Annotated in this window: 20 protein-coding genes; 9 read left to right on the top strand and 11 right to left on the bottom strand. The window is 61.4% G+C overall.

Going from position 1 to position 21,941, the window contains the following annotated elements:
- Positions 1-107: 107 nt before the first annotated feature.
- The 4 genes from ACOZK9_RS14470 (at position 108) to ACOZK9_RS14455 (ending at position 3,750) form a co-directional block, all read left to right on the top strand.
- Positions 108-923 (top strand): alpha/beta fold hydrolase, encoded by an 816-nt coding sequence (locus ACOZK9_RS14470; protein ID WP_421556086.1) that lies wholly within the window; start codon positions 108-110, stop codon positions 921-923.
- Positions 913-2,046: a PAS domain-containing sensor histidine kinase gene (locus tag ACOZK9_RS14465; RefSeq protein WP_421556085.1), complete on the top strand. Its 1,134-nt coding sequence runs from the start codon at positions 913-915 to the stop codon at positions 2,044-2,046. Before ACOZK9_RS14470 ends, ACOZK9_RS14465 begins: the two co-directional genes overlap by 11 nt.
- A gap of 113 nt (positions 2,047-2,159) precedes the next feature.
- The gene (locus tag ACOZK9_RS14460; protein ID WP_421556084.1) at positions 2,160-3,221 is read left to right on the top strand and encodes an alginate lyase family protein; all 1,062 of its coding nucleotides are present in this window, start codon (positions 2,160-2,162) and stop codon (positions 3,219-3,221) included.
- Between the two features lie 25 nt (positions 3,222-3,246).
- Complete coding sequence (locus tag ACOZK9_RS14455) at positions 3,247-3,750, top strand: P-loop nucleotide/nucleoside kinase family protein (RefSeq protein WP_152745946.1); 504 nt, start codon at positions 3,247-3,249, stop codon at positions 3,748-3,750.
- Between the two features lie 73 nt (positions 3,751-3,823).
- Here the strand turns inward: ACOZK9_RS14455 and ACOZK9_RS14450 are convergent, their stop codons facing one another.
- Positions 3,824-5,410 (bottom strand): L,D-transpeptidase family protein, encoded by a 1,587-nt coding sequence (locus tag ACOZK9_RS14450; RefSeq protein WP_152751648.1) that lies wholly within the window; start codon positions 5,408-5,410, stop codon positions 3,824-3,826.
- Positions 5,411-5,450: 40 nt separating this feature from the next.
- Between ACOZK9_RS14450 and ACOZK9_RS14445 the strand changes: the two genes are divergently transcribed.
- Complete coding sequence (locus tag ACOZK9_RS14445) at positions 5,451-6,164, top strand: murein L,D-transpeptidase catalytic domain family protein (protein ID WP_058414057.1); 714 nt, start codon at positions 5,451-5,453, stop codon at positions 6,162-6,164.
- 30 nt (positions 6,165-6,194) lie between these two features.
- Positions 6,195-6,941: a creatininase family protein gene (locus ACOZK9_RS14440; RefSeq protein ID WP_058414058.1), complete on the top strand. Its 747-nt coding sequence runs from the start codon at positions 6,195-6,197 to the stop codon at positions 6,939-6,941.
- A 124-nt stretch (positions 6,942-7,065) separates the two neighbouring features.
- Here the strand turns inward: ACOZK9_RS14440 and ACOZK9_RS14435 are convergent, their stop codons facing one another.
- Positions 7,066-7,407, bottom strand: a complete 342-nt coding sequence (locus ACOZK9_RS14435; RefSeq protein WP_152750609.1) for a hypothetical protein — start codon at positions 7,405-7,407, stop codon at positions 7,066-7,068.
- Between the two features lie 45 nt (positions 7,408-7,452).
- Complete coding sequence (locus ACOZK9_RS14430; RefSeq protein ID WP_421556083.1) at positions 7,453-8,097, bottom strand: ATPase; 645 nt, start codon at positions 8,095-8,097, stop codon at positions 7,453-7,455.
- A gap of 143 nt (positions 8,098-8,240) precedes the next feature.
- Between ACOZK9_RS14430 and ACOZK9_RS14425 the strand changes: the two genes are divergently transcribed.
- Complete coding sequence (locus ACOZK9_RS14425; protein ID WP_122249496.1) at positions 8,241-8,486, top strand: hypothetical protein; 246 nt, start codon at positions 8,241-8,243, stop codon at positions 8,484-8,486.
- A gap of 110 nt (positions 8,487-8,596) precedes the next feature.
- Complete coding sequence (locus ACOZK9_RS14420; protein ID WP_152750606.1) at positions 8,597-9,751, top strand: acetyltransferase domain-containing protein; 1,155 nt, start codon at positions 8,597-8,599, stop codon at positions 9,749-9,751.
- Between the two features lie 234 nt (positions 9,752-9,985).
- Here ACOZK9_RS14420 and metE read toward each other — a convergent pair whose 3' ends face one another.
- A complete protein-coding gene (metE, locus tag ACOZK9_RS14415) occupies positions 9,986-12,277 on the bottom strand; it encodes a 5-methyltetrahydropteroyltriglutamate--homocysteine S-methyltransferase (RefSeq protein ID WP_421556082.1) in 2,292 nt (763 codons plus the stop codon).
- A 248-nt stretch (positions 12,278-12,525) separates the two neighbouring features.
- On the opposite strand from metE, the gene ACOZK9_RS14410 reads away from it, so the two are divergent.
- Positions 12,526-14,169, top strand: a complete 1,644-nt coding sequence (locus ACOZK9_RS14410) for a sensor domain-containing diguanylate cyclase (RefSeq protein WP_152750604.1) — start codon at positions 12,526-12,528, stop codon at positions 14,167-14,169.
- Positions 14,170-14,340: 171 nt separating this feature from the next.
- Here ACOZK9_RS14410 and ACOZK9_RS14405 read toward each other — a convergent pair whose 3' ends face one another.
- The 7 genes from ACOZK9_RS14405 to ACOZK9_RS14375 form a co-directional block, all read right to left on the bottom strand.
- Entirely contained in the window at positions 14,341-15,660 is a 1,320-nt protein-coding gene (locus ACOZK9_RS14405; protein ID WP_152750602.1) for an OprD family porin, read from the bottom strand.
- A gap of 138 nt (positions 15,661-15,798) precedes the next feature.
- On the bottom strand, positions 15,799-16,632 hold the full coding sequence (locus ACOZK9_RS14400; protein WP_172979875.1) for a metallophosphoesterase: 834 nt from the start codon (positions 16,630-16,632) through the stop codon (positions 15,799-15,801).
- A 10-nt stretch (positions 16,633-16,642) separates the two neighbouring features.
- The gene (locus ACOZK9_RS14395) at positions 16,643-17,674 is read right to left on the bottom strand and encodes an ABC transporter ATP-binding protein (RefSeq protein WP_152750597.1); all 1,032 of its coding nucleotides are present in this window, start codon (positions 17,672-17,674) and stop codon (positions 16,643-16,645) included.
- Positions 17,671-18,465 carry an ABC transporter permease gene (locus tag ACOZK9_RS14390; RefSeq protein ID WP_421556081.1) on the bottom strand — a complete coding sequence of 265 codons (795 nt, stop codon included), beginning with the start codon at positions 18,463-18,465 and terminating at the stop codon, positions 17,671-17,673. The genes ACOZK9_RS14395 and ACOZK9_RS14390 overlap by 4 nt, the downstream gene beginning before the upstream one ends.
- Positions 18,462-19,280, bottom strand: coding sequence for an ABC transporter permease (locus tag ACOZK9_RS14385; RefSeq protein WP_058415433.1), 819 nt, complete (start codon positions 19,278-19,280; stop codon positions 18,462-18,464). Before ACOZK9_RS14385 ends, ACOZK9_RS14390 begins: the two co-directional genes overlap by 4 nt.
- Entirely contained in the window at positions 19,281-20,285 is a 1,005-nt protein-coding gene (locus ACOZK9_RS14380; RefSeq protein WP_058415434.1) for an ABC transporter substrate-binding protein, read from the bottom strand.
- A complete protein-coding gene (locus tag ACOZK9_RS14375; protein WP_099238605.1) occupies positions 20,269-21,288 on the bottom strand; it encodes a LacI family DNA-binding transcriptional regulator in 1,020 nt (339 codons plus the stop codon). Before ACOZK9_RS14375 ends, ACOZK9_RS14380 begins: the two co-directional genes overlap by 17 nt.
- Positions 21,289-21,941 lie beyond the last annotated feature (653 nt).

Here is a 21,941-nt window from a genome sequence, read left to right as displayed (position 1 = left end):
GCTCAAGGTGCCGACTTCGTCTGATCGGCGCTATAACGCGTGACCCCGCGCGCGTGACTATCTAAACTGCGCGCACGCATAGCAATACGCCATCTACGAGAGCGCGCATGAACCTGAAGCACCGCAACAATGTCAGTGTGATGGGTAACGGCACGGCGACGCTGGTGTTTTCCCACGGTTTCGGCTGCAACCAGACACTGTGGAATTACCTGGCGCCGCAATTCGTCGACCGCTTCCGCGTGGTCATGTACGACCTGGTAGGCGCCGGCCTGTCGGACCTGAGTGCTTTCGACACGGTCAAGTACAGCTCGCTGAGTGGCTATGCGACGGATTTGAACGAGATTATCGACGCGTTCGGCGCAGGCCCGGTGATTCTGGTCAGCCACTCGGTCAGCGCGATGATCGGCACCCTCGCCGACCGCATGGCGCCAGGGCGCATCGCCGCGCATGTGATGATCGGCCCCTCGCCGCGTTACATTGATGACGTCGGTTACGTTGGCGGTTTCACGCGTCACGACATCGACGAGTTGCTCGACACCCTCGACAGCAACTACCTCGGCTGGTCAAGCAGCATGGCCCCGGTGATCATGGGCTCTACTGGCCAACCGGCGCTGGGCGAAGAGCTGGCAGACAGCTTCTGCCGCACCGAGCCGCACATCGCCAAGCAGTTTGCGCGCGTTACGTTTATGTCGGACAACCGCCAGGACGTGATCGGCCTGACGACACCGGTGCTCATCCTGCAATCGAGCGACGACCTGATTGCCCCGGTGGCGGTGGGCGAATACCTGCACCGTGTGCTGCCCAACAGCACGTATTGCCTGCTCGACAACGTCGGTCATTGCCCGCACATGAGCGTTCCGCACGCGTGCGCGGCGGCGATGGAAACCTTCCTGGCCCCGTGGGCTATCGCCGATGCCGTCTGAGCTGTTCGACAGCGCCGCCTGTGCCCTCGCCGTCACGGCAGAAGACGGCACGATCCTGCAAGCCAATGCGCGGTTCAGCGAATGGTTCGGGTTCAGTGCTGCCGAGCTGTGTGGGCGGCGCTTTCAAGACCTGCTGACGATGGGCGGGCGGATTTTCCACCAGACCCACCTGGCGCCGATGCTGCGCCTGCGCGGCGGCGTCAGCGAAGTGAAGCTCGACATGCTGCACAGCGACGGGCGCAAGGTGACCGTGCTGCTCAATGGCAACAAGCGCGAACAGGCTGGCGCCGTGGTCTACGACCTGGCGCTGTTCGGTACCACCGACCGCGACAAGTACGAACGCGAGTTGCTTAACGCGCGCAACCTGGCCGAAGCCCGCTTGCAGGAACGAACCGCCACTGAAATCGCCTTGCAACAGGCCCAGGCCGAGTTGAGCGAGGCGTATGCCATCGCCCAGCGCCGCGCGTTGTTTGCCGAGCAGATGGTGGCAATCGTCAGTCACGACTTGAAGAATCCGCTCACGGCCATCCGCATGGCGTCGGACTTTCTCAGCCGTGACCAACGCACCGCCAAAGAGAGCCAATTACTGGGCCATATCGCCCAGTCCTCCGAACGCGCCCAGCGCATGATCGCCGACCTGCTGGACTTCACCCAGGCGCGCGTTGGCCACGGCATCACGATCAAGGCGGCGGCGCTGGACTTGCACGAGGTGATTCAGCGCGCTGTAGACGAACTGCGCGTGGCGTTTCCCAAGGCCATGCTTGAGCATCAAGCCGAAGGCACTGGCCAGGCTTGCCTGGACGCCGACCGTGTGCAGCAAATTATCGGCAACCTGGTGGCCAACAGTGTGGCGTATGGCGACCTGCTCAGGCCGATCACCATCACCTCGCGTCTGGGCGCCGGCGGCTGCGAAATCTCGGTACACAACCATGGCGCGGTGATCCCCGCAGCGCTGATAGCGGTGCTGTTCGAGCCGATGACACGTGGCACCGACCAAGGCAGCGATGTGCGCAGCGTGGGCTTGGGTTTGTATATCGTGCGCGAGCTGGCCAGGGTGCATGGCGGCGATGTGGCGGTGAGTTCCTGCGCGACCAACGGCACCACGTTTACCGTAAAATTCTAGAACTTGATGCGCGCGGCGGCGAGCTGAATGGAACGCTAAGCATACGGCAGTTTCATCAACGCCGATTCGGCCCTGTGCTAGCGTGGGCGCGACCTCGTTCGGCAGACTTTGCGATGAAAAAAACCAACCTCGCGCTGGCCGCTCTGCTGGCTGCGTTTTACCAGGCGGCCACCGCGGCTGCGCAACCGCCCAGCCTGTGCCAACCGGCGGCCTCGAACCCGGCGGCCAAAGCCTTTCTGGCCGCTGCCCAACGGCATGTGGCCGATCAGCCGGCGCCGCTGCCGCATGTGCACACCGAAGGCACGCTGCCTCACCAGGGCATTCGCGACGCCAGTATTGCCGCCGAAAAGGACTGGCCGGTGATGCGTCAGGCGGCGCTGGCCTGGCGCTTGAGTGGCGACCCGCGTTACCTCAAGCAAGTTGACGACTACCTCGCCGCGTGGGCCGAGGTGTATCAGCCGGACTTCAACCCGATCGACGAAACCAACCTCGACATGCTGATCACGGCCTATGCACTCACGGCCGACAGTTTGCGCGCGCAAACCCGCGACGCCAGCCGTCGATTGATCAGCACGCTGGGCAACGGCTACATCGCGCATATTCAGCAAGTGCATGGGCCAAAAAAAACCACTCAAACCAATAATTGGCAGAGCCATCGCGTCAAATTGATCAGCGTGGCCGCCGCCGCATTGGGCGATCGGGCCATGCTGGAGCAGGCTTACCAACTGTTTAAACAGCAGGTCGCCGATAACATCCTGGCCGACGGCTCGGTGACCGACTTCCACGACCGCGATGCCCTGCATTATGTGGTGTATGACCTGGAGCCGTTGGTGCAAGCCGCCTTGGCAGCCAAACCCTACGGCATCGGCGGCGACTGGCTGAACATCACTGCGAATGGCGCCTCGTTGGGCGCCGCCCTGGATTGGCTGGTGCCGTATGCCAATGGGCAACGCAGCCACCAGGAATTCGTGCACACCCACGTGCCATTCGACAAAGCCCGCGCAGGCGTTGGCGAAGCCGGCTACAGCGGTACGTGGGAGCCCAAAAGCAGCGCGACGCTGTTTTGGCTGGCGGCGCAGTTGAACCCGCGTTATTTGCCGGTGGCCAAGCAATTGGCGGCCCAGCCAGCGGATTGGATCAGCGCCTGCTATTTGAAGTCAGCACGGCTAGACTGACCGGCCTCGTCTTAAAGGATTAATGATGCTTATTGTCTTCAGCGGCCTGCCCGGCACCGGCAAGACCACGATTGCCAGCGAACTGGCGCGCCGAACGGGCGCGGTTTATCTGCGCATTGATGTGATAGAGCAGGCGCTGCGCGGTTCGGGTGTATTGGCTGGCGATGTCGGCGCCAGCGGTTATGCCGTGGCGAATGCAGTGGCGCTGAGCAATTTGCGCTTGGGTCGCGCGGTGATCGCCGATTGTGTGAACCCTGTGCGCGAGAGCCGCGAGGCGTGGGCAGTGGTCGCCCAGCAGGCGGGTGTTGAATTGCTGGGTATTCAGGTGATTTGCTCTGATCGGCAAGAACACCAACGCCGCGTGGAAAGCCGCGCGGGTGATATTCCCGGGCTGGTGCCGCCGAGTTGGCAATCTGTAGCAGCGCATGAGTATGAGGTTTGGGATGAGACGCCGTTGACGGTTGATACGGCGCTGCTGACGGCGCAAGAGGCTGTTGCACTGATTTTGGCGCGGGTTAGCCTTGGGTAATGGGCCGGGTTTGTGTGGCGAGCCCGCGCCCCACAACAGCCCGCTTGCCACCGCACAGATTACAGCTTACGCCTCAAAGCACTGTGCCCATGGCCTTCATCAATACCAGGTCGCGCCCATAAATATCCGGCGCGTACACCAACTCGCCCTGACGATCGACTTCCACCGTCCAGTAACCCAACAGCACCGGCACGGGCGTGGCCAGCCTGAATTCGTGGGTCACGCCCGTGGCCAACAGCTCATCGGTGCGTGCGCGTTCGGCCGGGGTCACCAGCAGGTCGCGTAACAGCAATGGCTGCTCAACCCGCACGCAGCCTGAACTGAACGCACGCGGCCCCTTGGTAAACAGCGGCTGGCTCGGCGTGTCGTGCAAGTACACCGAGTACGGGTTGGGAAAGCGCATCACGATCTTGCCCAGCGGGTTGCGCGGGCCAGCTTCCTGGCGCAATAGAATGTTGCCGGGGCGCGCCCAGTCGATCTGCTCCGGCGCCAGCGCATTGCCTTCGGCGTCGAGCACCTGCAGGTTCTGCTGGCGCAGGTATTCCGGGTTCAAACGGATGGCCGGCAGTTTATCCTCGCGCATGATCGTCGGCGGAATCGTCCAGGTCGGGTTGAGGGTCAGCCGCGTGATGCGTGATTTGAGCAACGGCGTCTGGCGTTCGGCACGCCCGACTTGCAGGCGCGTTTGCCACACCGGAATGCCGCTCTGGTAAACGCTGAGTTGCGCGGCGGCGACGTTGACCAGCACGCCTTCGGGCTCCAGGTCCTGGGCCAGCCAACGGAACCGCTCAAGGTTGATGCGCAACTGGTCGCGGCGCATCGCCGGGCTGATGTTGAGCTCGGCCACCGTGCCCACACCGATCACGCCGTCAGCTTGCAACGAGTGGCTGAGCTGGAAGGCCTTGACCGCCTTGACCAGTTCATCCTGATACTGCTTGCCGTTGCCGGTGGGCGCCTTGGCCAAATAGCCGCCGCTGTACAAACGCTGCGCCAGCTCCGGCACGCGCGGGTCTTCCATGCCAGGGCGCAGTAACGGGCCGGCGGCGACGGCCCCCCAATGCGGCAACGGTTGCAGGCGCACGCTGGAATAGGCGTTGCGCAAACTACGGTAAAGATCGGCGCTGGGGCGCGCTTGATCGAACGCCTGGGCCATGTTTTGCAGGCCGCTCGCGGCAAAAGCCAGCACCTCGGTATTCGGGTCGCGCACGGGCGGCTGCGAATGCCACAGTGGCTCGAAACGCGATTGCTGCAAACGCCCGTAATGCAGGTCTTGCAAGGCTTGCAGGTAATGCTGGCTGGTGCTGATGTCGGCGCACAGCACGTTGCCCGTGGCGTCCGGGTTCGGCAGGCTGTAACTCGCCGGGTCCAGGCCATCATCGGCCAGCATCAGCAACTGCGCATGCAATGCCTGGCGCCGATCTTCGTCAGACCACAGCGGTACATCACCCTGCTGCTGGTACAGCGCTTGCAAACGCAATTGCGCCGCCGCATCGATAGGCGGGGCAAGGCCGGGGCAAACGCTGGCCAACTGCGCGAGCGCCTGTTGCACAGGGCTGGCAGGAATAACCGCAACCTCGCCCAGCGGCAACTCATCCGCTGTGGCGACCAGTGGTGCAACGAGCAGGCAAAGGCTCAAGTAACATGCGTGTTTTTTGAACAATTGACTTGGCTCCAATCCACGGCCGGGGGAAGTACCGCAGATGCTGACTTTAATGCGCCGTCTCGGCTTGATCACCTTGACCCTGGCGATGCTGAGCAATCTTGCGCTCGCCGCCAATCGCACTACGCCTAACTTATATAGCAGCCTGGCGCGCTCGGCTCCAGAACTCAATCCCACTGTACTGAAAAGCGCTCTGAATGCAGTGCAGTGCGCGGTTAATAACGGCGAGGAACGCTCCGATCGCCTAGCGGTTATTGACTACTCGCAGCCCTCGACCGCCCGTCGGCTGTGGATTTTCGATTTGCGCAAAAAGACCCTGGTGTTACGCGACTTGGTGGCGCACGGCGCAAACTCCGGGGAAAACTTCGCCACCCAGTTCTCCAACCTCGAAGGCAGCCACCAATCCAGCCTCGGCCTGTTCCGCACCCAGGAAAGTTACCTCGGCACCCACGGCTATTCGTTGCGCATGGACGGCCTGGAGCCCGGCTTCAACGACCTGGCCCGCGACCGCGCGTTGGTGATTCACGCCGCCGACTACGTCAACTCCGCCTGGAGCAAGCGCGAAGGCCGTATCGGCCGCAGCCAGGGTTGCCCGGCCGTACGCCCGCAGGTGGCGCGTCAGGTGGTGGATAAACTCAAGGATGGGCAATTCATGTTTTCCTGGTACCCGGACCAGCGCTGGTTGAAGTCATCGACGTACCTCAACTGCAAACCCCAACAGGTGGCAACTAGTCGTACACTCCGTGGTGGTTAGCCTGTCCCCACAGATAAAAGAGAGCGCCGCATGCTTTTACACACCTCCACCTGGATCGAGATCGGGCAGTTTCTGGAACGCAGCCGCACGGTGGTGATCCCCATCGGTTCCAACGAACAACACGGCCCCACCGGCCTGTTGGGCACCGACTGGATGTGCCCGGAGATCATCGCCCATGAGGCGCAGAAGAACGCCGACATCCTGATCGGCCCGACCTTCAATATCGGCATGGCCCAGCACCATTTGGGTTTTCCCGGCACCATTTCGTTGCGCCCTTCCACCTTCATCGCCGCAATTGGCGACTGGGTGCGCTCGTTGGCCGGGCACGGTTTCGAAAAAATCCTGTTTCTGAATGGCCACGGCGGCAACATTGCGACCATCGAAGCGGCGTTTTCCGAACTGTACGCCGAGGCCAGCTTCGCCCGCCGCCCGGCCGGGTTCGCGCTGAAGCTGGTGAACTGGTGGGACCTGGAAGGCGTCACCGACCTGGCCCACCGTCAATTCCCGGTCGGCCACGGCAGCCATGCCACACCCTCGGAAATCGCGGTGACGCAGTGGGCATATCCGCACGCGATCAAGTCAGCCGACTATTCGCCCCAAATTGCCAACACCGGGCCGATCCGTGAAGCGCTGGATTTTCGCGCACGCTTCCCCGATGGGCGCATGGGGTCGGACCCGGCCCTGGCGACGGTGGAAAAAGGCGGTGAATTGGTAGCGTTGGCGGCCAAAGGGCTGGTCAAGACCGTGAACAGCTTCAGCAACGAGCCAACACGTTAAGCCCTGCACCTAGCCAAATGTGGGTGAGGGCTTGCTCGCGATAACGGTGTATCAGTTGATATATTTACCGACTGATCTACCGCTATCGCGAGCAAGCCCGCACTTAAAGCGGTGTCAGCCCAGCCTACTTGCAATCCTGCGCTGCTTGCTCAAGCCGCGACGGTTTGATCGCCGAAGCCAACGGCTTGCGCTCATACACAAAGACCTTGGTGCCGTCCTGCGACTTATAAGCCTCCAGCACATCATCCGCGGCAATCTTGCTGGTCAACAGCACCTTGGCGTGGCGCGAGTTCTGCGTCACGGTCGAGGTAATGCGGTGCTTTTCGAGCTTGGGCACGACGCATTGCACATAGCCTTCAGGGGTTTTGTCAGTCAGCAGGGTCAAGGTCGGAGCATTGGGAGCCGTCATACAACCGGTCAGTAACACACTGGCAAACGCCAGGGCCGGGACGAAAAAAGAGCGCATAAACATTCCTGAAAATAACCAATAGGGTTCACATCAATCCGCGCGTCATCCTGCGCGGACAAGCGCCTTGAGCGACGCATCAAACTGCTTCAAGGCACCTTGCTGTACATCACGCTGCTGTTCAATCTGCGCGGCAATCCCGGGCGCCGCCTTGCCATGCACCCACACCGACGACACCTGCTTGTGTACCGAGCCTTCAGCCTTGGCGATGTACTGCAGGTTTGCGTCATAGAAACGCGCAACAAAACGCGCATCCACTTGGTCGTTATGCTGGGTGAGCAATTGGTTATGCGCATCGAGCATGACCACCACATCGGGATGCGCCTGCATCAGCTCATCCAGGCTGCGATAGAACGTCACGCTGCGAAAATTGCTTTGCAGCGAGCTCATTAACCAGTCAATCGCCAGTTCCGGGTCGGAGCTGTTGACGAACGCATCGCGGATGCGCCCATCGAGGGCACCCTTGGCGCCCTGCATGGCCATCGCGTGGTAGCGCTCAAGGTAACTGAGGTTTTCGCGGGTATTTTCGCTGTACAACACCCCCACCGACTGCTCGCGCCGCAGGGAGTCTACGCTACCGGCGAGTGGCAGAAAATGGCCCGTGCGCAGTTCATCCGCGATTGCCGGGGTGGCCAGCACCGACGTGCCAAGCATAAGCAGCATTAAACCCAACTGGATAATCATCCTCATCGCGCCTTTCCTTGAACCGTGTTTCGATGTGGCGATTGTCCGCTTTTGGCGTAAAAACAGAACTTGCGTTGCATGATGGTGACTATTATCTGAAGCGATAGTGTCGCGCCGCCTGCCCCCATAAAACCTATAAGGACCACGCCATGAAGCCCCACCAGAAAACCTTCGACCGCATCCGCGAAGCCGTATTGCCGGAGTTTCGTGAGCGGGTCGCCGATTACCTGGTCGACTATGAAAGTGTGTTGCAGGACGCCGCCGCCGACGCCGCCACGCGCAGCGCCAGCGCCCAACAGTTGCGCGGTTACTTGCGCGGCTTGAACACCACCCGGGTGCTGGGCATGGCCGATTGGGAAGACCTCGACCGCCGCGTCTCTCAAGAATGGCTGTAATTTCCGGGTTTTTATGGGGGCATTCCTTGCGGGAATAGCGCGGCACGCAGCACGGCGAATAATGTTATAGAATAACGTCAAATTTTCGCCGTTGCCGATGGTGCTTGCCCATGAATGACGCTGTTCCCTTACGCCAACGCCTGCTCTGCATCGACGCTTTGCGCGGTTTAGTGATTCTGTTTATGTTGCTTGACCACGTGCGCGAAACCTTCTTGATGCACCGCCAGGTCACTGACCCGATGAGCATTCAGGACACCGAGCCCGCGCTGTTTATCAGCCGCACCCTCGCCCACCTGTGTGCGCCGGTGTTTGTGTTGCTAACGGGTTTATCCGCCTGGCTGTACGGCCAGAAATACCAGGGGCGCCGCGATGTGTCGGCGTTTCTGTTCAAACGCGGGCTGTTCCTGGTGGTGCTTGAGTTCACCCTGGTCAACTTCGCCTGGACCTTCCAGATGCCGCCCAGCGTGATCTATATGCAAGTGATCTGGGCCATCGGCGTCAGCATGCTCGCCCTCGCCGTGCTGGTGTGGTTGCCACGCGCGCTGCTGCTGGCTATCGCGGCAGTGATCATAGGCGGGCACAACCTGCTGGACGGCGTGCACTTCGCGCCGGGTTCGCTAGCGCAAACTGTGTGGGCGATCCTGCATGAACGCAGCTGGATCAGCGTCGGTGACACGCTGCGCCTGCGCACCACCTACCCGGTGCTGCCGTGGATTGGCGTGATTGCCTTGGGCTACGGCATAGGCCCGTGGTTTGCCAATGGCGTGCAGCCGGCGTTGCGTCAGCGTTATCTGTTGTTGGCCGGCGTGGGGGCAATGCTCGGGTTCGTGCTGTTGCGCGCGCTCAATGGGTATGGCGAAAAACCCTGGCGGGTGTCTGAAAGCACCGTGCACACAGTGATGAGCTTTTTCAACGTCACCAAATACCCGCCTTCGCTGCTGTTTCTGGCGTTGACGCTGGGGATCGGGCTGCTGGTGTTGCGCGCGTTTGAGCGCGCCGGAGATCGACGCTGGATCGCGGTGTTGAGCGTATTCGGGGCAGCGCCGATGTTCTTTTATCTGCTGCACCTGTATGTGCTTAAAGTGCTGTATGTGGCGTGTGTGGCGGTGTTTGGGCTGAATCAGGGGAACTATTTCGGTTTCGACGGCATTGGCGGGGTTTGGGTGGTGGCGCTGTTATTGCCGCTGGCGTTGTACATGCCAGTACGCTGGTTTGCCGCCCTCAAAGCGCGGCGTCGGGACCTTGCATGGCTTAAATACCTGTGACCTGATGGGGTTTGGGCTTTTGGGTGTCTATCCGTTGCGCGGCGCTTCTCGGATCAAAATCACAAGCCGAACTCGGTCAAACTGTGGGAGGGGGCTTGCTCCCGATGGCGGTGGTCAGTCAACGCATGTATCAACTGTAAAACTGCTATCGCGAGCAAGCCCGCTCCCACAAACAGCAGAAGCGCATCTGCTGTGTATGCAAAAGCCGCCTTTGGCCTGTTTCAACCGCTCAATCTACTCAGCCACCTCAGCCCGCAACTGACGCGCCGCCGCTACCATGTGAACCAACGCCGCTTCAGTCTCCAACCAACCCCGGGTTTTCAACCCGCAATCCGGGTTCACCCACAACCGCTCCGCCGGAATCCGCTTAACCGCCTTGCGCAGCAAGTTCACCATCTGCGAAACCTCGGGCACCCGTGGCGAGTGAATGTCATACACCCCTGGCCCAATATCATTCGGGTAAGCAAACACCTCAAACGCCTCCAGCAACTGCATGTCCGAACGCGAGGTTTCGATGGTAATCACATCGGCGTCCATCGCCGCGATGGACTCGATCACATCGTTAAACTCGCTGTAGCACATGTGCGTATGAATCTGGGTTTCATCGCGCACACCCGAAGCGCACAAGCGAAACACTTCGGTGGCCCAATTCAGGTAGTGCTGCCACTGCGCCTGGCGCAGCGGCAAGCCTTCGCGAAAAGCCGCTTCGTCGATCTGCACGATCTTGATGCCCGCCGCTTCCAGGTCGAGCACCTCGTCACGAATCGCCAAGGCCAACTGGCGGGCCTGCACTTCACGGCTTACGTCTTCACGCGGGAACGACCACATCAGCATCGTTACCGGGCCGGTCAACATGCCCTTCATCACCTTGTGCGTGAGGCCTTGGGCGTAGCGCGTCCACGCCACAGTCATGGCCTGCGGGCGGCTCAGGTCGCCAAAAATCACCGCCGGTTTCACGCACCGTGAACCGTAGCTCTGCACCCAGCCGAAGCGGGTGAATACATAGCCGTCGAGTTGCTCGGCGAAGTACTCAACCATGTCGTTGCGCTCGGCTTCACCGTGTACCAACACGTCCAGGCCGAGGTTTTCCTGCACTTCGACGGCGTGTTTGATCTCGCTGTGCATGGCGTCAACATAGTCGGCCTGGCTCAACTTGCCGGCCTTGTACGATTGGCGCGCCAGACGAATCGACGCGGTTTGCGGGAACGAGCCGATGGTGGTGGTCGGGAACAGCGGCAACTTAAGGCCGGCGCGCTGCTTCTGGATACGTTGCGCAAACGGCGATTGGCGTTGGCTGTGCTCGGCGCTGATCGCCGCCACGCGGGCTTGCACCGCAGGCTTGTGGATACGTGGCGAAGCGGCGCGCGCGGCGTGCACGGCGCGGCTTTGCGCCAGCGCCGCACGTACCTCAGGCGCATCGGGCTGGCCCACGGCCTTGGCCAGTAGCGCCACTTCTTCGCACTTCTGTACGGCAAACGCCAGCCAGCTTTTCAGCTCGGCATCCAGCGAGTCTTCACGGCCCAGGTCTACCGGGCTGTGCAGCAGCGAACAGGACGGCGCAACCCACAGGCGCTCACCCAACTTTTGATGCGCGTGTTGCAGCGTGGCCAAGGCGTTTTCCAGGTCGCAGCGCCAAACGTTGCGCCCGTTGACCACGCCCAACGACAACACTTTGTACGCCGGCAGGCGGTCAAGAATGGTCGGGTACTGCTCCGGCGCACGCAATAGGTCGATGTGCAGGCCATCCACCGGCAGGTTGGCGGCCAAGCCGAGGTTTTCTTCGAGGCCGCCGAAGTAGGTGGCCACGAGTTTTTTCAGCGGGTCACGCTGGATCTGGTTATAGGCACGCTCAAACGCGTTTTTCCAGGCTTGCGGCAGGTCCAGCGCGAGGATCGGCTCGTCGATCTGCACCCACTCAACGCCCAGCTCCGCCAAGCGCTGGAAGATCTGGCCGTACAGCGGCAGCAAGCGGTCGAGCAGGTCGAGCTTGTCGAAGTCGCCGCCCTTGGCCTTGCCCAGCCACAGGTAGGTCAGCGGGCCGATCACCACCGGCTTGACGGTGTGGCCGAGGTCGCGGGCTTCTTGCACCTCTTCGAAGAGTTGATCCCAGCCCAGGTGGAAGTGCTGGTCGGCGCTGAACTCAGGCACCAGGTAGTGGTAGTTGGTGTCGAACCACTTGGTCATTTCCTGCGCATGGGCACCGCCGCAGCAACTGTCGCTGACGCCACGCGCCATGCCGAACAGGGTGTGCAACGTGGCCTTGCCATCCGCTGGGCGGAAACGTTCAGGCACCACACCGAACATCAGCGAGTGCGTCAGCACCTGGTCGTACCAGGCAAAATCGCCGGCGGGCAGCAGTTCGATGCCGGCTTGCTGTTGCAGCGCCCAGTGCGCTTTGCGCAGGTCACGGCCAACGGCGCGCAGGCCGGCTTCGTCGAGCTCACCCTTCCAAAACGCTTCCTGCGCTTTTTTCAGTTCACGATCGCGTCCAATGCGCGGAAATCCGAGGGAATGAGCGACTGCCATGACTTACAACTCCAATGCCGATATTTGATGACGGCCATTGTCTGCAAGCGACGATAGTGAAACAAACTCATTTTACTCTAGATGACCGCGAGTTTCTTTCATGTTGGAGCGACCTGCAGTAGAAGAAGTCGGCCAAGTCTACTGAGCGCAATCACGCCGATTCTTGAACGTTTGTGATTGCCACTGCTAGCACTTTGCCTGCCATAGCGCCTACCATGCAAAGACTCAACTGCCCTAGACAGTGACCCATGATCAAAGCCAGCCTGCGTACCCACCTGACCCTCTGGTTTGCCGGTTTATCATTACTGACGTTGTTGATCGTGGGCTTTTACATCGGGCATATCGCCACTGAGCAGGTCAAGCAAGCCAGCGGTAACGCATTGCTCAGCACCGCGCGCTCCAGCGCGGCGTTATTGGCCGTGGAGTTGCGTGAGCGTCAGCTTGAAGTGTCGCTGCTGAGCAAGGCACCGCGGTTTCGCCAAGGCGACTTGGATGCGCCGGACATCCTGACGTTGATGGAGCTGCGCACCCAATCGCGCGCCGAATATGCGTGGATGGGCGTGGCCGACGCCGAGGGCCGTGTGCGCCAGGCAGTCAATGGCATGCTGGTCAACCAATCGGTGCAACAGCGGCCCTGGTTTCAGGCCGGCATGCGCAACGAGTACACCGGCGATCCACATGAAGCGGTGTTGCTCGCCAAGCTGCTGCCGAGTGTCAGCAATGACGAGCCGTTGCGCTTTATCGACTTTGCCGCGCCGATTCGCAATGCCAAGGGCGAGACGATTGGTGTACTCGGTGCCCACGCGCACTGGCGCTGGGTGACTCAGATCGTCGATTCGGCGGTGATGCAAAAGAACCCTGCACTCAAACTTGAAGCACTGATCATCGACGCCAACGGCAAGGTGCTTTACCCCGAGCTGCTCACGGGCGAGCAAATGCCGCAGATTAACCTGCGCGCGCCGTCGGGCTGGAGCACCGGAGATGGCTACGTCACTGCTGCGGTCGCGCTGCCGAGCCCTTCCAACGCCAACCTGTCGTGGTACATCGTGGTGCGCCAGCCGCTGGCAATAGCGCTGCACCCGGCCCGCGAGCTGCTGTACAAATTGTTGGTGTTGGGCATGCTTGCCGCCATCGTGTTCGCCCTCGTGGCGTACTACCTGGCGTCGACTTTGAGCCGACCTATCGAGCAGTTAGCCAAATCCGCCAAACAGGTGCAGGAGCAGAAGCCCGGCGCCGTGTTCGCGCAACAGCATGCGGTGCTCGAAATCGCCCAACTGGGCCAGTCCATCAGTAGCATGACCCAATCGTTGCTCAACAAGGAGCGCGAGTTGCAGGAGGCCAACGCGTCTCTGGAAGCCACCGTGGCGCAACGCACTGCCGACCTGACGCAAGCCAACGCCGACCTCTTGAGCCTGGCGACTCACGACGCGCTGACCGGCGTGTACAACCGCCGTCGCTTCGACGAAAAACTCGCCGAGTACAGCCTGCTGTTCCAGCGCACCGGCCGCACCTTCGCGCTGCTGCTGATCGACGCCGACTACTTCAAGCGCGTCAACGACACCTACGGCCACGCCGTCGGTGATGACGTGCTGTGCCAACTCGCCGCCGTGATCGAAAGCGCCACCCGCGCCACCGACTTCGTCGCGCGTTATGGCGGTGAAGAATTTGCCGTGTTATTGCCCGAAGTCGAAGCGCCGGACAGCCCCGACGTGGTTGCCGAGAAGATCCGCGCGGCAGTCGCGGCGGCAATCTTCCCAAGCGTGGGCCACGTCACCGTGAGCATTGGTGTGGGCGTGGCCACGCCGTCGGATCGGGATTCACTGGCGCTGCTCAAGCGTGCGGATTTGCAGCTGTATGAAGCCAAGGGTACGGGTCGCAACCGAGTGGCGTAAGCCGCCCTGGTTTTACCTGGCGCGCCACGGTGCCTGGCGCTGGGGCCGCTGCGCAGCCCCAGCTCCCCAAGCCAAACCCGCTCAACTGTGGGAGCGGGCTTGCTCGCGATGCAGTCACCTCGGTGTGCCTGATTGATAAGTTGATCGCTCCCACAAAAGCGCGCCGAGCTTTTACATCAACGGAATCGAGTAACTCACGAACAGCCGATTCTGGTCCTGGTCGCGTGCCACTTCGCTGCGTGACACGCCGTTGCGCCAGCCGAAACCGAGGTTCTTGAACGTGCCGCTTTGCACCACGTAATCCAGCGAAATATCGCGCTCCCATTCGCTGGCATTGTTGCCGGCGGTGGTGAGGATATGGTCGCCCTTCAAGTACATCACCGACGCTTTCAGGCCCGGCAGGCCGAGTGCGACAAAGTCGTAGGCGTATTGCGCGAAGGCCGTGCGTTCACCGGCCTGGATGAATGTTTGCACGGTGCGGTCGGTGTAGAGGTAAAGGCTGGCACCGCCCTCGCCTTTGTTGACCAGGCCGCCCTGGTTGAGTTGGGCGAAGTTGCTGTCGTCCGAGACTTGCTGGTAACCGGCAGTAATCGCGTGCGGCCCCAGCGAGTAAATGAATGCGGCGCTCCAGGTGTTGTTGTCGATTTCGCCATTACCGTTCTTGGTATAACCGCCCAACTTATAACCTTCGGCGCGGCCGGCGACGCTGCTGTTTTTGCCGTCAGACGTAGTTTTGAAGTAACGCAAATCGGTTTTTAATGAACCGTAGTCGCCCAACGGTAATACATGGATCAAGCCGGCAAAGTGCTGCGTGTAATAGTCTTCGAGGTTAGCATAGTAGTACTGGACCATCAGGTCCTTGTTGACTTGATAGTCGCCGCCGGCGTAGTTGAATTTATTGCTTTCCTGGGTGCCGCCCGCCGCTGCCAGGCCGCTGCGGTCGCTGGAGCCACGCCCGGTGGTGTGCTGCAATTGGCCGCCGACCAGTGTCAGATTGTCGATGTCTTTACTGGTGACTTGCGCGCCTTCAAACGACTGCGGCAACAGCCGGCCATCGTTGCTCACCAGAATCGGCAGGTTTGGGCGCAGGTAGCCGTAACGCGCTTCGGTTTTGGCAAAACGCGCCTTGGCCGTCGCCCCTGCACGTGCCCAACTGTCCGCTGCCTTGCCATCGTCGGTGGGGATCATCGAACTGCCGACATGGCGGCCGGTGCCGCTGTCGAGGTTCACGCCGAGCATGCCGATGGCGTCGAGGCCAACGCCAACCGTGCCGTCGGTAAAACCCGATTGGTAGTTGAGGATAAACGCCTGGCCCCACTCTTCGGTCTTGGACGGCGCAGCGGCGCCATCGCGGTTGTCGTTATTGAAGTAGAAATTGCGCATGTTCACACTGGCTTTGCTGTCGCTTAAAAAATCAGCCGAGGCCAAGGGGCTCAGGGCAATGCCCACGCCGCCAGTCAGTACGCTTAACACAGTCAAAGTAGCTTTCATCAGGACGAACTCCGGCGCGGAATCCAAGTTCCGGGCGCATAAAACAGGCAGCAGGAAGCACACGGCCATCGTTAAGTTGGCCGGTGCGTTAACTAACGTTCAAGTACTTGGTTGGGCGAAGTGAACCTCCGTAAAACTTCAGTCAATCAATCCATGAGCGTCATAAAACGGATACGGCCCCGGGTATTCTCCGAACACGCCGTTGTGGCTGATCAAACCGTGTTGCGCATCCCAGCGGTGCAACAAATAACCCGCCGGCTCCAGGTTGAAATGCGCGGGTGCAGCGTCTTTCAGGTCGAGCACAATCTGGTGCGAGGTGCCGGGGCACACGCAACTGAAACTGCCGCCAAAACGCCGCTGCAGTGGCCGGTGCAAATGCCCACACAGCAGGCGTTCCACTTGCGGGTGGCGGGCGACAACGTGCTCAAACGCGTCGGCGTTGATAAACGGTTCCTGGTCCATGTGCCCGATGCCGCTGATAAACGGCGGGTGATGCAGCACCAGCAACGTCGGTGCCTCGGGGCGCAGCGCCAACTGTTGGTCGAGCCACTGCAACTGGCTGTGCAACAACTGCCCGCCGTGGCCACCGGGAATGGTCGAGTCGAGGCCGATCAGGCGCAGCGGATAGTCGTCCACCACCCAATCCAGCGGGCCGTCTGCCGACGCCGGCAAGTAAGCGTGATCGGCAAACGCCGCCAGCAACGGCGCGCGCGCATCGTGGTTGCCGGGCACCAGATAGCACGGCATGTGCAGGCGCGCGAGTTCGGGGTGCAGCACGGCGTATTCATCAGCGCGGCCAAAATCCACCAGGTCGCCGCTGATCACCACGATGTCAGGGCGTGGGTGACTCGCGTTCAAGTGGTCGACGGCGCGGCGCAGCGCGCCTAGCGTATCGACCACGCCATAGGTCAGGCGGTTGCCGGCTTTGAGGTGCAGGTCGCTGATCTGCGCAACTAGAAATGGACGGTTCACAAGCAAAGTCTCACGCATTCAGGGTAAACAACATGTGCGGCGCGATGGCCAAGGCAATCGGCGCACCGACGGCGTAAAAGTGGTTGTCGCTGCTGTCCACCAGCAGCGGTTGCGGGCCGCCCACGTCCACTAACAAACGGCTTTGCGCGCCCTGAAAAAACTGCGCCAGTAGGTGGCCGTGCAAGTGCCCCTCGCCTTCCATCACGCGCAAGTGTTCGGGGCGGCAGTACACGGTGGCGGGCTGCTCAAACGCGTGCCACGGCAGTTCGCCGCCGCAGACTTTAAGGCCATGCGCAGTGCGCTCAAGCACCGCGAAGGCATTCAGGTTGCCGACAAAACCTGCCACGAACGCGTTAGCCGGTTGCTGGTAGATTTGCCGCGGGCTGGCCAGTTGCGCGACACGCCCCTGCTCCATCACCAGAATGCGGTCGCCCAGCGCCATGGCTTCGCCCTGGTCATGGGTCACAAACACTGCGGTAATCCCGAGGCTGCGCAACAGTTGATCCAGCTCGCTGCGCAGGCGCTCGCGCAGTTGCGCATCCAGCGCCGCCAGTGGTTCATCCAGCAACAGCACTTTGGGGCGCGGCGCCAGGGCACGCGCAAGTGCCACGCGTTGACGTTGGCCGCCCGACAGCTCATGAATGCTGCGCTTGGCATGATTGCGCAGGCCTACCAGTTCTAGTAATTCGTCGCAGCGCCGGCTACGCTCCTGCGCCGCCACACCGCGAACCTTCAAGCCATAGACGATGTTGCCAGCCACATCCAGGTTGGGAAACAGCGCGTAATTCTGGAACACCATGCCCACGTCGCGGCGCTCAATGGGCAGGCGCGTCACGTCCTGGTCACCAAAAAATACCTGGCCGACATCCGGGCGTTCCAGCCCCGCAATCAGGCGCAAGGTGGTGGTTTTGCCACAACCGGACGGGCCAAGAATCGCCAGGGTTTCACCGCCCTCCACGGTCAAGTTCAGGTCATGCACGGCCACGGTGCCGTCGGCGAATGCCTTGCGACAGCCTTGCAGGCGGATAGTGATAGCGGTCATCGACGCTCTCCACGGGACAAACGGGCGCTGATGGCCTGCAACGCAATCAGCAGCGGCACGATCATCAGCAAAAAGATAAGGGTGTAGGCGCTGGCAATTTCCAGCCGCGCCGAGGCGTAGCTGTCGGCCAGACCCACGGGCAGCGTTTTGGTCATGGGCGTGTGGAGCATCCAGGTCAGGTTGAATTCACCCAGGCTCAGGGTGACCACCATCAACACGCCGGCCAGAATGCCCGCGCGGCAGTTCGGTACCACCACGCTGAAAAAGCGTTTGATCGGCCCCGCACCAAGGCTGGCCGCCGCCTCTTCCAACAGCGGCAGTTGCTGGCGCTGCATCACCGCCATGACCGGGCGCACCAGAAACGGCAAGGTGAACAGCACATGGCCGACCAGGATGAATAACCAACTGCTGCGAAACGTGCCGAACTGGCCGTAGGTCAGCAGCAACGCCAAGGCGCTGGCCAGGCCCGGCATGGCCACCGGCAGCACCATCAATTCCTCGAAGGCGCGACTGAAGCGGTTGTTCATGCGCACCAAGGCGTAGGCCGCCGGCACGCCGACCACACACACGCACACCGCGCACGCCACGGCCAGTTGCAGCGACAGCCAAACGGTCGGCGAATAGGCCTGCCACACTTGAATCAACCAGTCGAAGGTCAAGCCGCTGGACACACCGACGAAGAAGTTGCGCGTCAGCCCGGCAAGCAATGACATCAGCACCGGCACCAGCATGAAGGCGCACACCAGCAAGGTAAACAGCAGTTGCAGCACAAACAGCGATGAGCGCTTCACAGGACTGTCCCCGCGTTTTTCACCAGGCGCCGGGTCAGCAACAACACCGCCCAGGTTACCGCGCCGAGCACCACCGAGAGTGCCGCCGCGACGGCGAAGTTGGCGTAGTTGGTGAACACGTTATAGATGGCCACCGGGGTCACATTCAGGCGTGTGCCCAAGGTAAACGCGGTGCCGAAAGCGCCCATCGAGGTGGCGAAACAGATGGCCCCGCAGGATGCCAACGCCGGCGCCAGGCCCGGTACGATCACGTCGCAGACCACGCGCCAGTGCCCTGCCCCCAGCGAATGCGCGGCTTCTTCAAGGCTGCGGTCGAGGCTTTCGCACGCGGCCATCACCGTGAGGATTACCCGCGGAATCGAGAAGTACAGGTAGCCGACAAACAGCCCCGCCAGCGAGTAGGCAAAGATCCAGCGCTCACCCGCCAACTGCAGGCCGAGTGCCGCAAACAAGCCTTGACGCCCGGCCAACAAAATCACCAAAAACCCCACCACCACGCCGGGAAACGCCAGCGGAAACGTGAGCAACGCCACCAGCGCCGAGCGCCCGAAAAACTGTTGGCGTGCGAGGAATACGCCGCTGATGCCACCCACCAATAACGCCGCGAGTGTGACCACCAGCGCAAGTACCAGGGTTTGCCCGAGGCTGCCCAAATACTGCGCGCTGCTGAGTACCTGCCAATAGCCGCTGCCGTGGCTGTCGCGACGTTCAGTGCCGAGTACGATCAGGTGGGCCAACGGCAACAACCAGAACGCGAGCAGCACTGCAAACGCCGGGGCCAAGGCCCAGGCTGCGTGTTTTGCCGATGCGGCCACTTACTTGACCTCGTTCAGGTAACGGGCGGCGAAGGCTTCCTGCACAGCGGCCATTTTTTGATAATCGACCACACCGGCACGCGCGTAATCGCTGTCGGGCAAGAACTGCGCCGCGACCTCGGCGGGCATTTTTACCGGGCGCACCGGGCGCAGATACGCCTTGGCCCACAAGGCCTGGCCTTGATCGGAGAGCACAAAATCCAGCACCTTTTCGCCATTCGCGCGGTGCGGCGCGTTGGCCACCAGGCTCATCACGTACGGCACGCTGATGCTGCCTTCCTTGGGGATCACGAAGGCCACGTTGGCGCCGTCTTTATAGCGCGCGCGGTAGGCGTTGAAGTCGTAGTCGACGAGTATCGGCAGCTCGCCGGAAAGCACCCGCGCATAGGCGGTTTGCTTGGGCACGATGGGCGCGTTTTTCGCGAGCTTCTGGAAGTACTCGATGGCCGGGGCAAAGTTGTCGAGGTCGCCGCCCATGGCACGGTTGATCGCCACCGCCGAGACGTAACCAACAAACGCGCTGGACGGGTCGAGGTAACCGACCATGCCTTTGTATTCAGGCTTGAGCAGGTCGGCCCAGCTTTGCGGAACCGGCAAACCGCCCAGCGCATCGACGTTGACCATGATGCCCAAGGTGCCGGAGTGGATCGCGAACCAGTGGCCGTCAGGGTCTTTCAAACCCGCGGGGATCTGCTCCCAACCCTTGGGCTTGTAGCCCTCGACCACGCCGGCCTTTTGCGCCTGCAAGCCGAAGGTCACGCCGTAGTACACAACGTCGGCGACCGGTGCGGCTTTTTCAGCCACCAGTTGCGCCAGCGACTGGCCGGAGTTCTTGTTGTCGAGCGGCACTTGCACGCCGGTGTCGGCGCTGATCGCCTTGAGCTGCGCGCCCCAATCGGCCCAATCCGGCGGGCAGTTGTAGCAAATCGCGGTCTCTGCAGACTGAGCCAAACTGGCCGCGCCGCACAGCAGCACGGCGGCCAGGGTTTTACTGAATGCGCGCATCGAGGGTCTCCTCATGGGGTTGAGTACTTTCGCCTGGCCGGATGTGGCAAGGCAGGCAATGGGAAATCGGAGCGTTGCCGGCGATCTGCGCCAGCAACTGGTCAATCACGGTGCTGGCGAGCAAGGCGATGGGCTGCACCACGCTGCACAGCGTGGGGTGCATCTGGGTGCCGAGGGCGATGCCGTCAAAGCCCATGACCGAGAGTTGCTCGGGCACATTCCAGCCGTTACGGCGCAGTTCGGCGATCAGGCTGATCGCCAAAAAATCGTTGGAGCACACCAACGCGGTGGGTGCGTCGGGGCCACTGAGGTACGGCGCGATGGCGGCGAATTCGGCCTGGGTATGCGCGGGCATTTCGATTACCGCGCGGCTTTTCAGGCCGTATTCCTTCATCGCATCGCAGTAACCTGCGTAGCGCAGGCGCGCCCGGTCGGACTGCAAGGCGGGGCCGGCAACCATGCTGATGCGGCGGTGCCCGGCTTCCAGCAAGTAGCGCGTGGCGAGTGCCATACCGGCGCGGTTGTCGACCGACACGGCGCTGTAGTTGGGGTTGCTCGGTTGGTGGTAAGCCAGCACGAACGGGGTTTGCTCGGTGTTCAGGCTGCTGAGTACGCTGTTGCTTTCGGCATCGGTGACCGTCAGCACCAGGCCATCGACGCGCTGGCGCAGCAGCTCTTCGACCACAATGCATTCGCGCTCGCTGCTGTAGTCGGTGGTCGCCAGCAACAGGCTGTAGCCGCGTAACCGCGCGGCACGTTCCATGGCCTGGAATTGTTCGGCGAACACCGGGTTGAGCAGGTTGGGCACCACCACGCCGATCAGTTGGGTGGTTTGCAGGCGCAGTTGGCGGCCAAGCAAATTCGGCCGAAAGCCCAGCTCACGCGCGGCGGAAAACACCTGTTCACGGGTGGCCGGGCGCACCTGATCGGGGGAAGCAAAAGTGCGGGCGGCGGTAGCGCGGGACACGCCGGCCAGCCGCGCAACGTCTTTTAAATCAGTCATTGTTACTCGCTTGAGATCGATCTCATTGGCGAGGACAGTAACGGCGGAATATGGCAGGAAGGTGGTGAGCAGATGACAGTTTGATTGCAGCGCACCTGATGTACACCGATCAAACTGTGGGAGGGGGCTTGCTGCCGATGGCGGCGTGTCAGTGCCAGATGTGCCGGCTGACTGAACTGCTATCGGGAGCAAGCCCCCTCCCACAGGGACAGTGCCCAGTCAGATGTTTCTGCAGCTGACTGAGCCCCTTCTGCATCAGCACTTTCTTATTTGGGCAAACACAAATCCCAAGACTGATGAAGACCAAACTGTGGGAGGGGGCTTGCTCCCGATGGCGGTGTGTCAGTGCCAGAGATGCCGGCTGACAGACTGCTATCGAGAGCAAGCCCTCTCCCACAGGGACAGTGCCCAGCCAGATGTTTCTGCAGTTGGCTGAGCCCTTTCTGAATCAGCACTTTTTTATTTGGGTAAACACAAATCCCAAGACTGATGAAGACCAAACCCCTCCCACAGGGACAGTGCTCAGCCAGATGTTTCTGCAGCTGGTTGAGCCCCTTCTGCATCAGCACTTTTTTATTTGGGCGAATACAAATCCCAAGACTGATGAAGACCAAACTGTGGGAGGGGGCTTGCTCCCGATGGCGGTGTGGCAG

The organism is Pseudomonas kitaguniensis (assembly GCF_049199985.1).
Lineage (GTDB): Bacteria > Pseudomonadota > Gammaproteobacteria > Pseudomonadales > Pseudomonadaceae > Aquipseudomonas > Aquipseudomonas kitaguniensis.
Note: the sequence above shows the minus strand (reverse complement) of the source record. Positions and strands in the feature narration are given on the sequence as shown.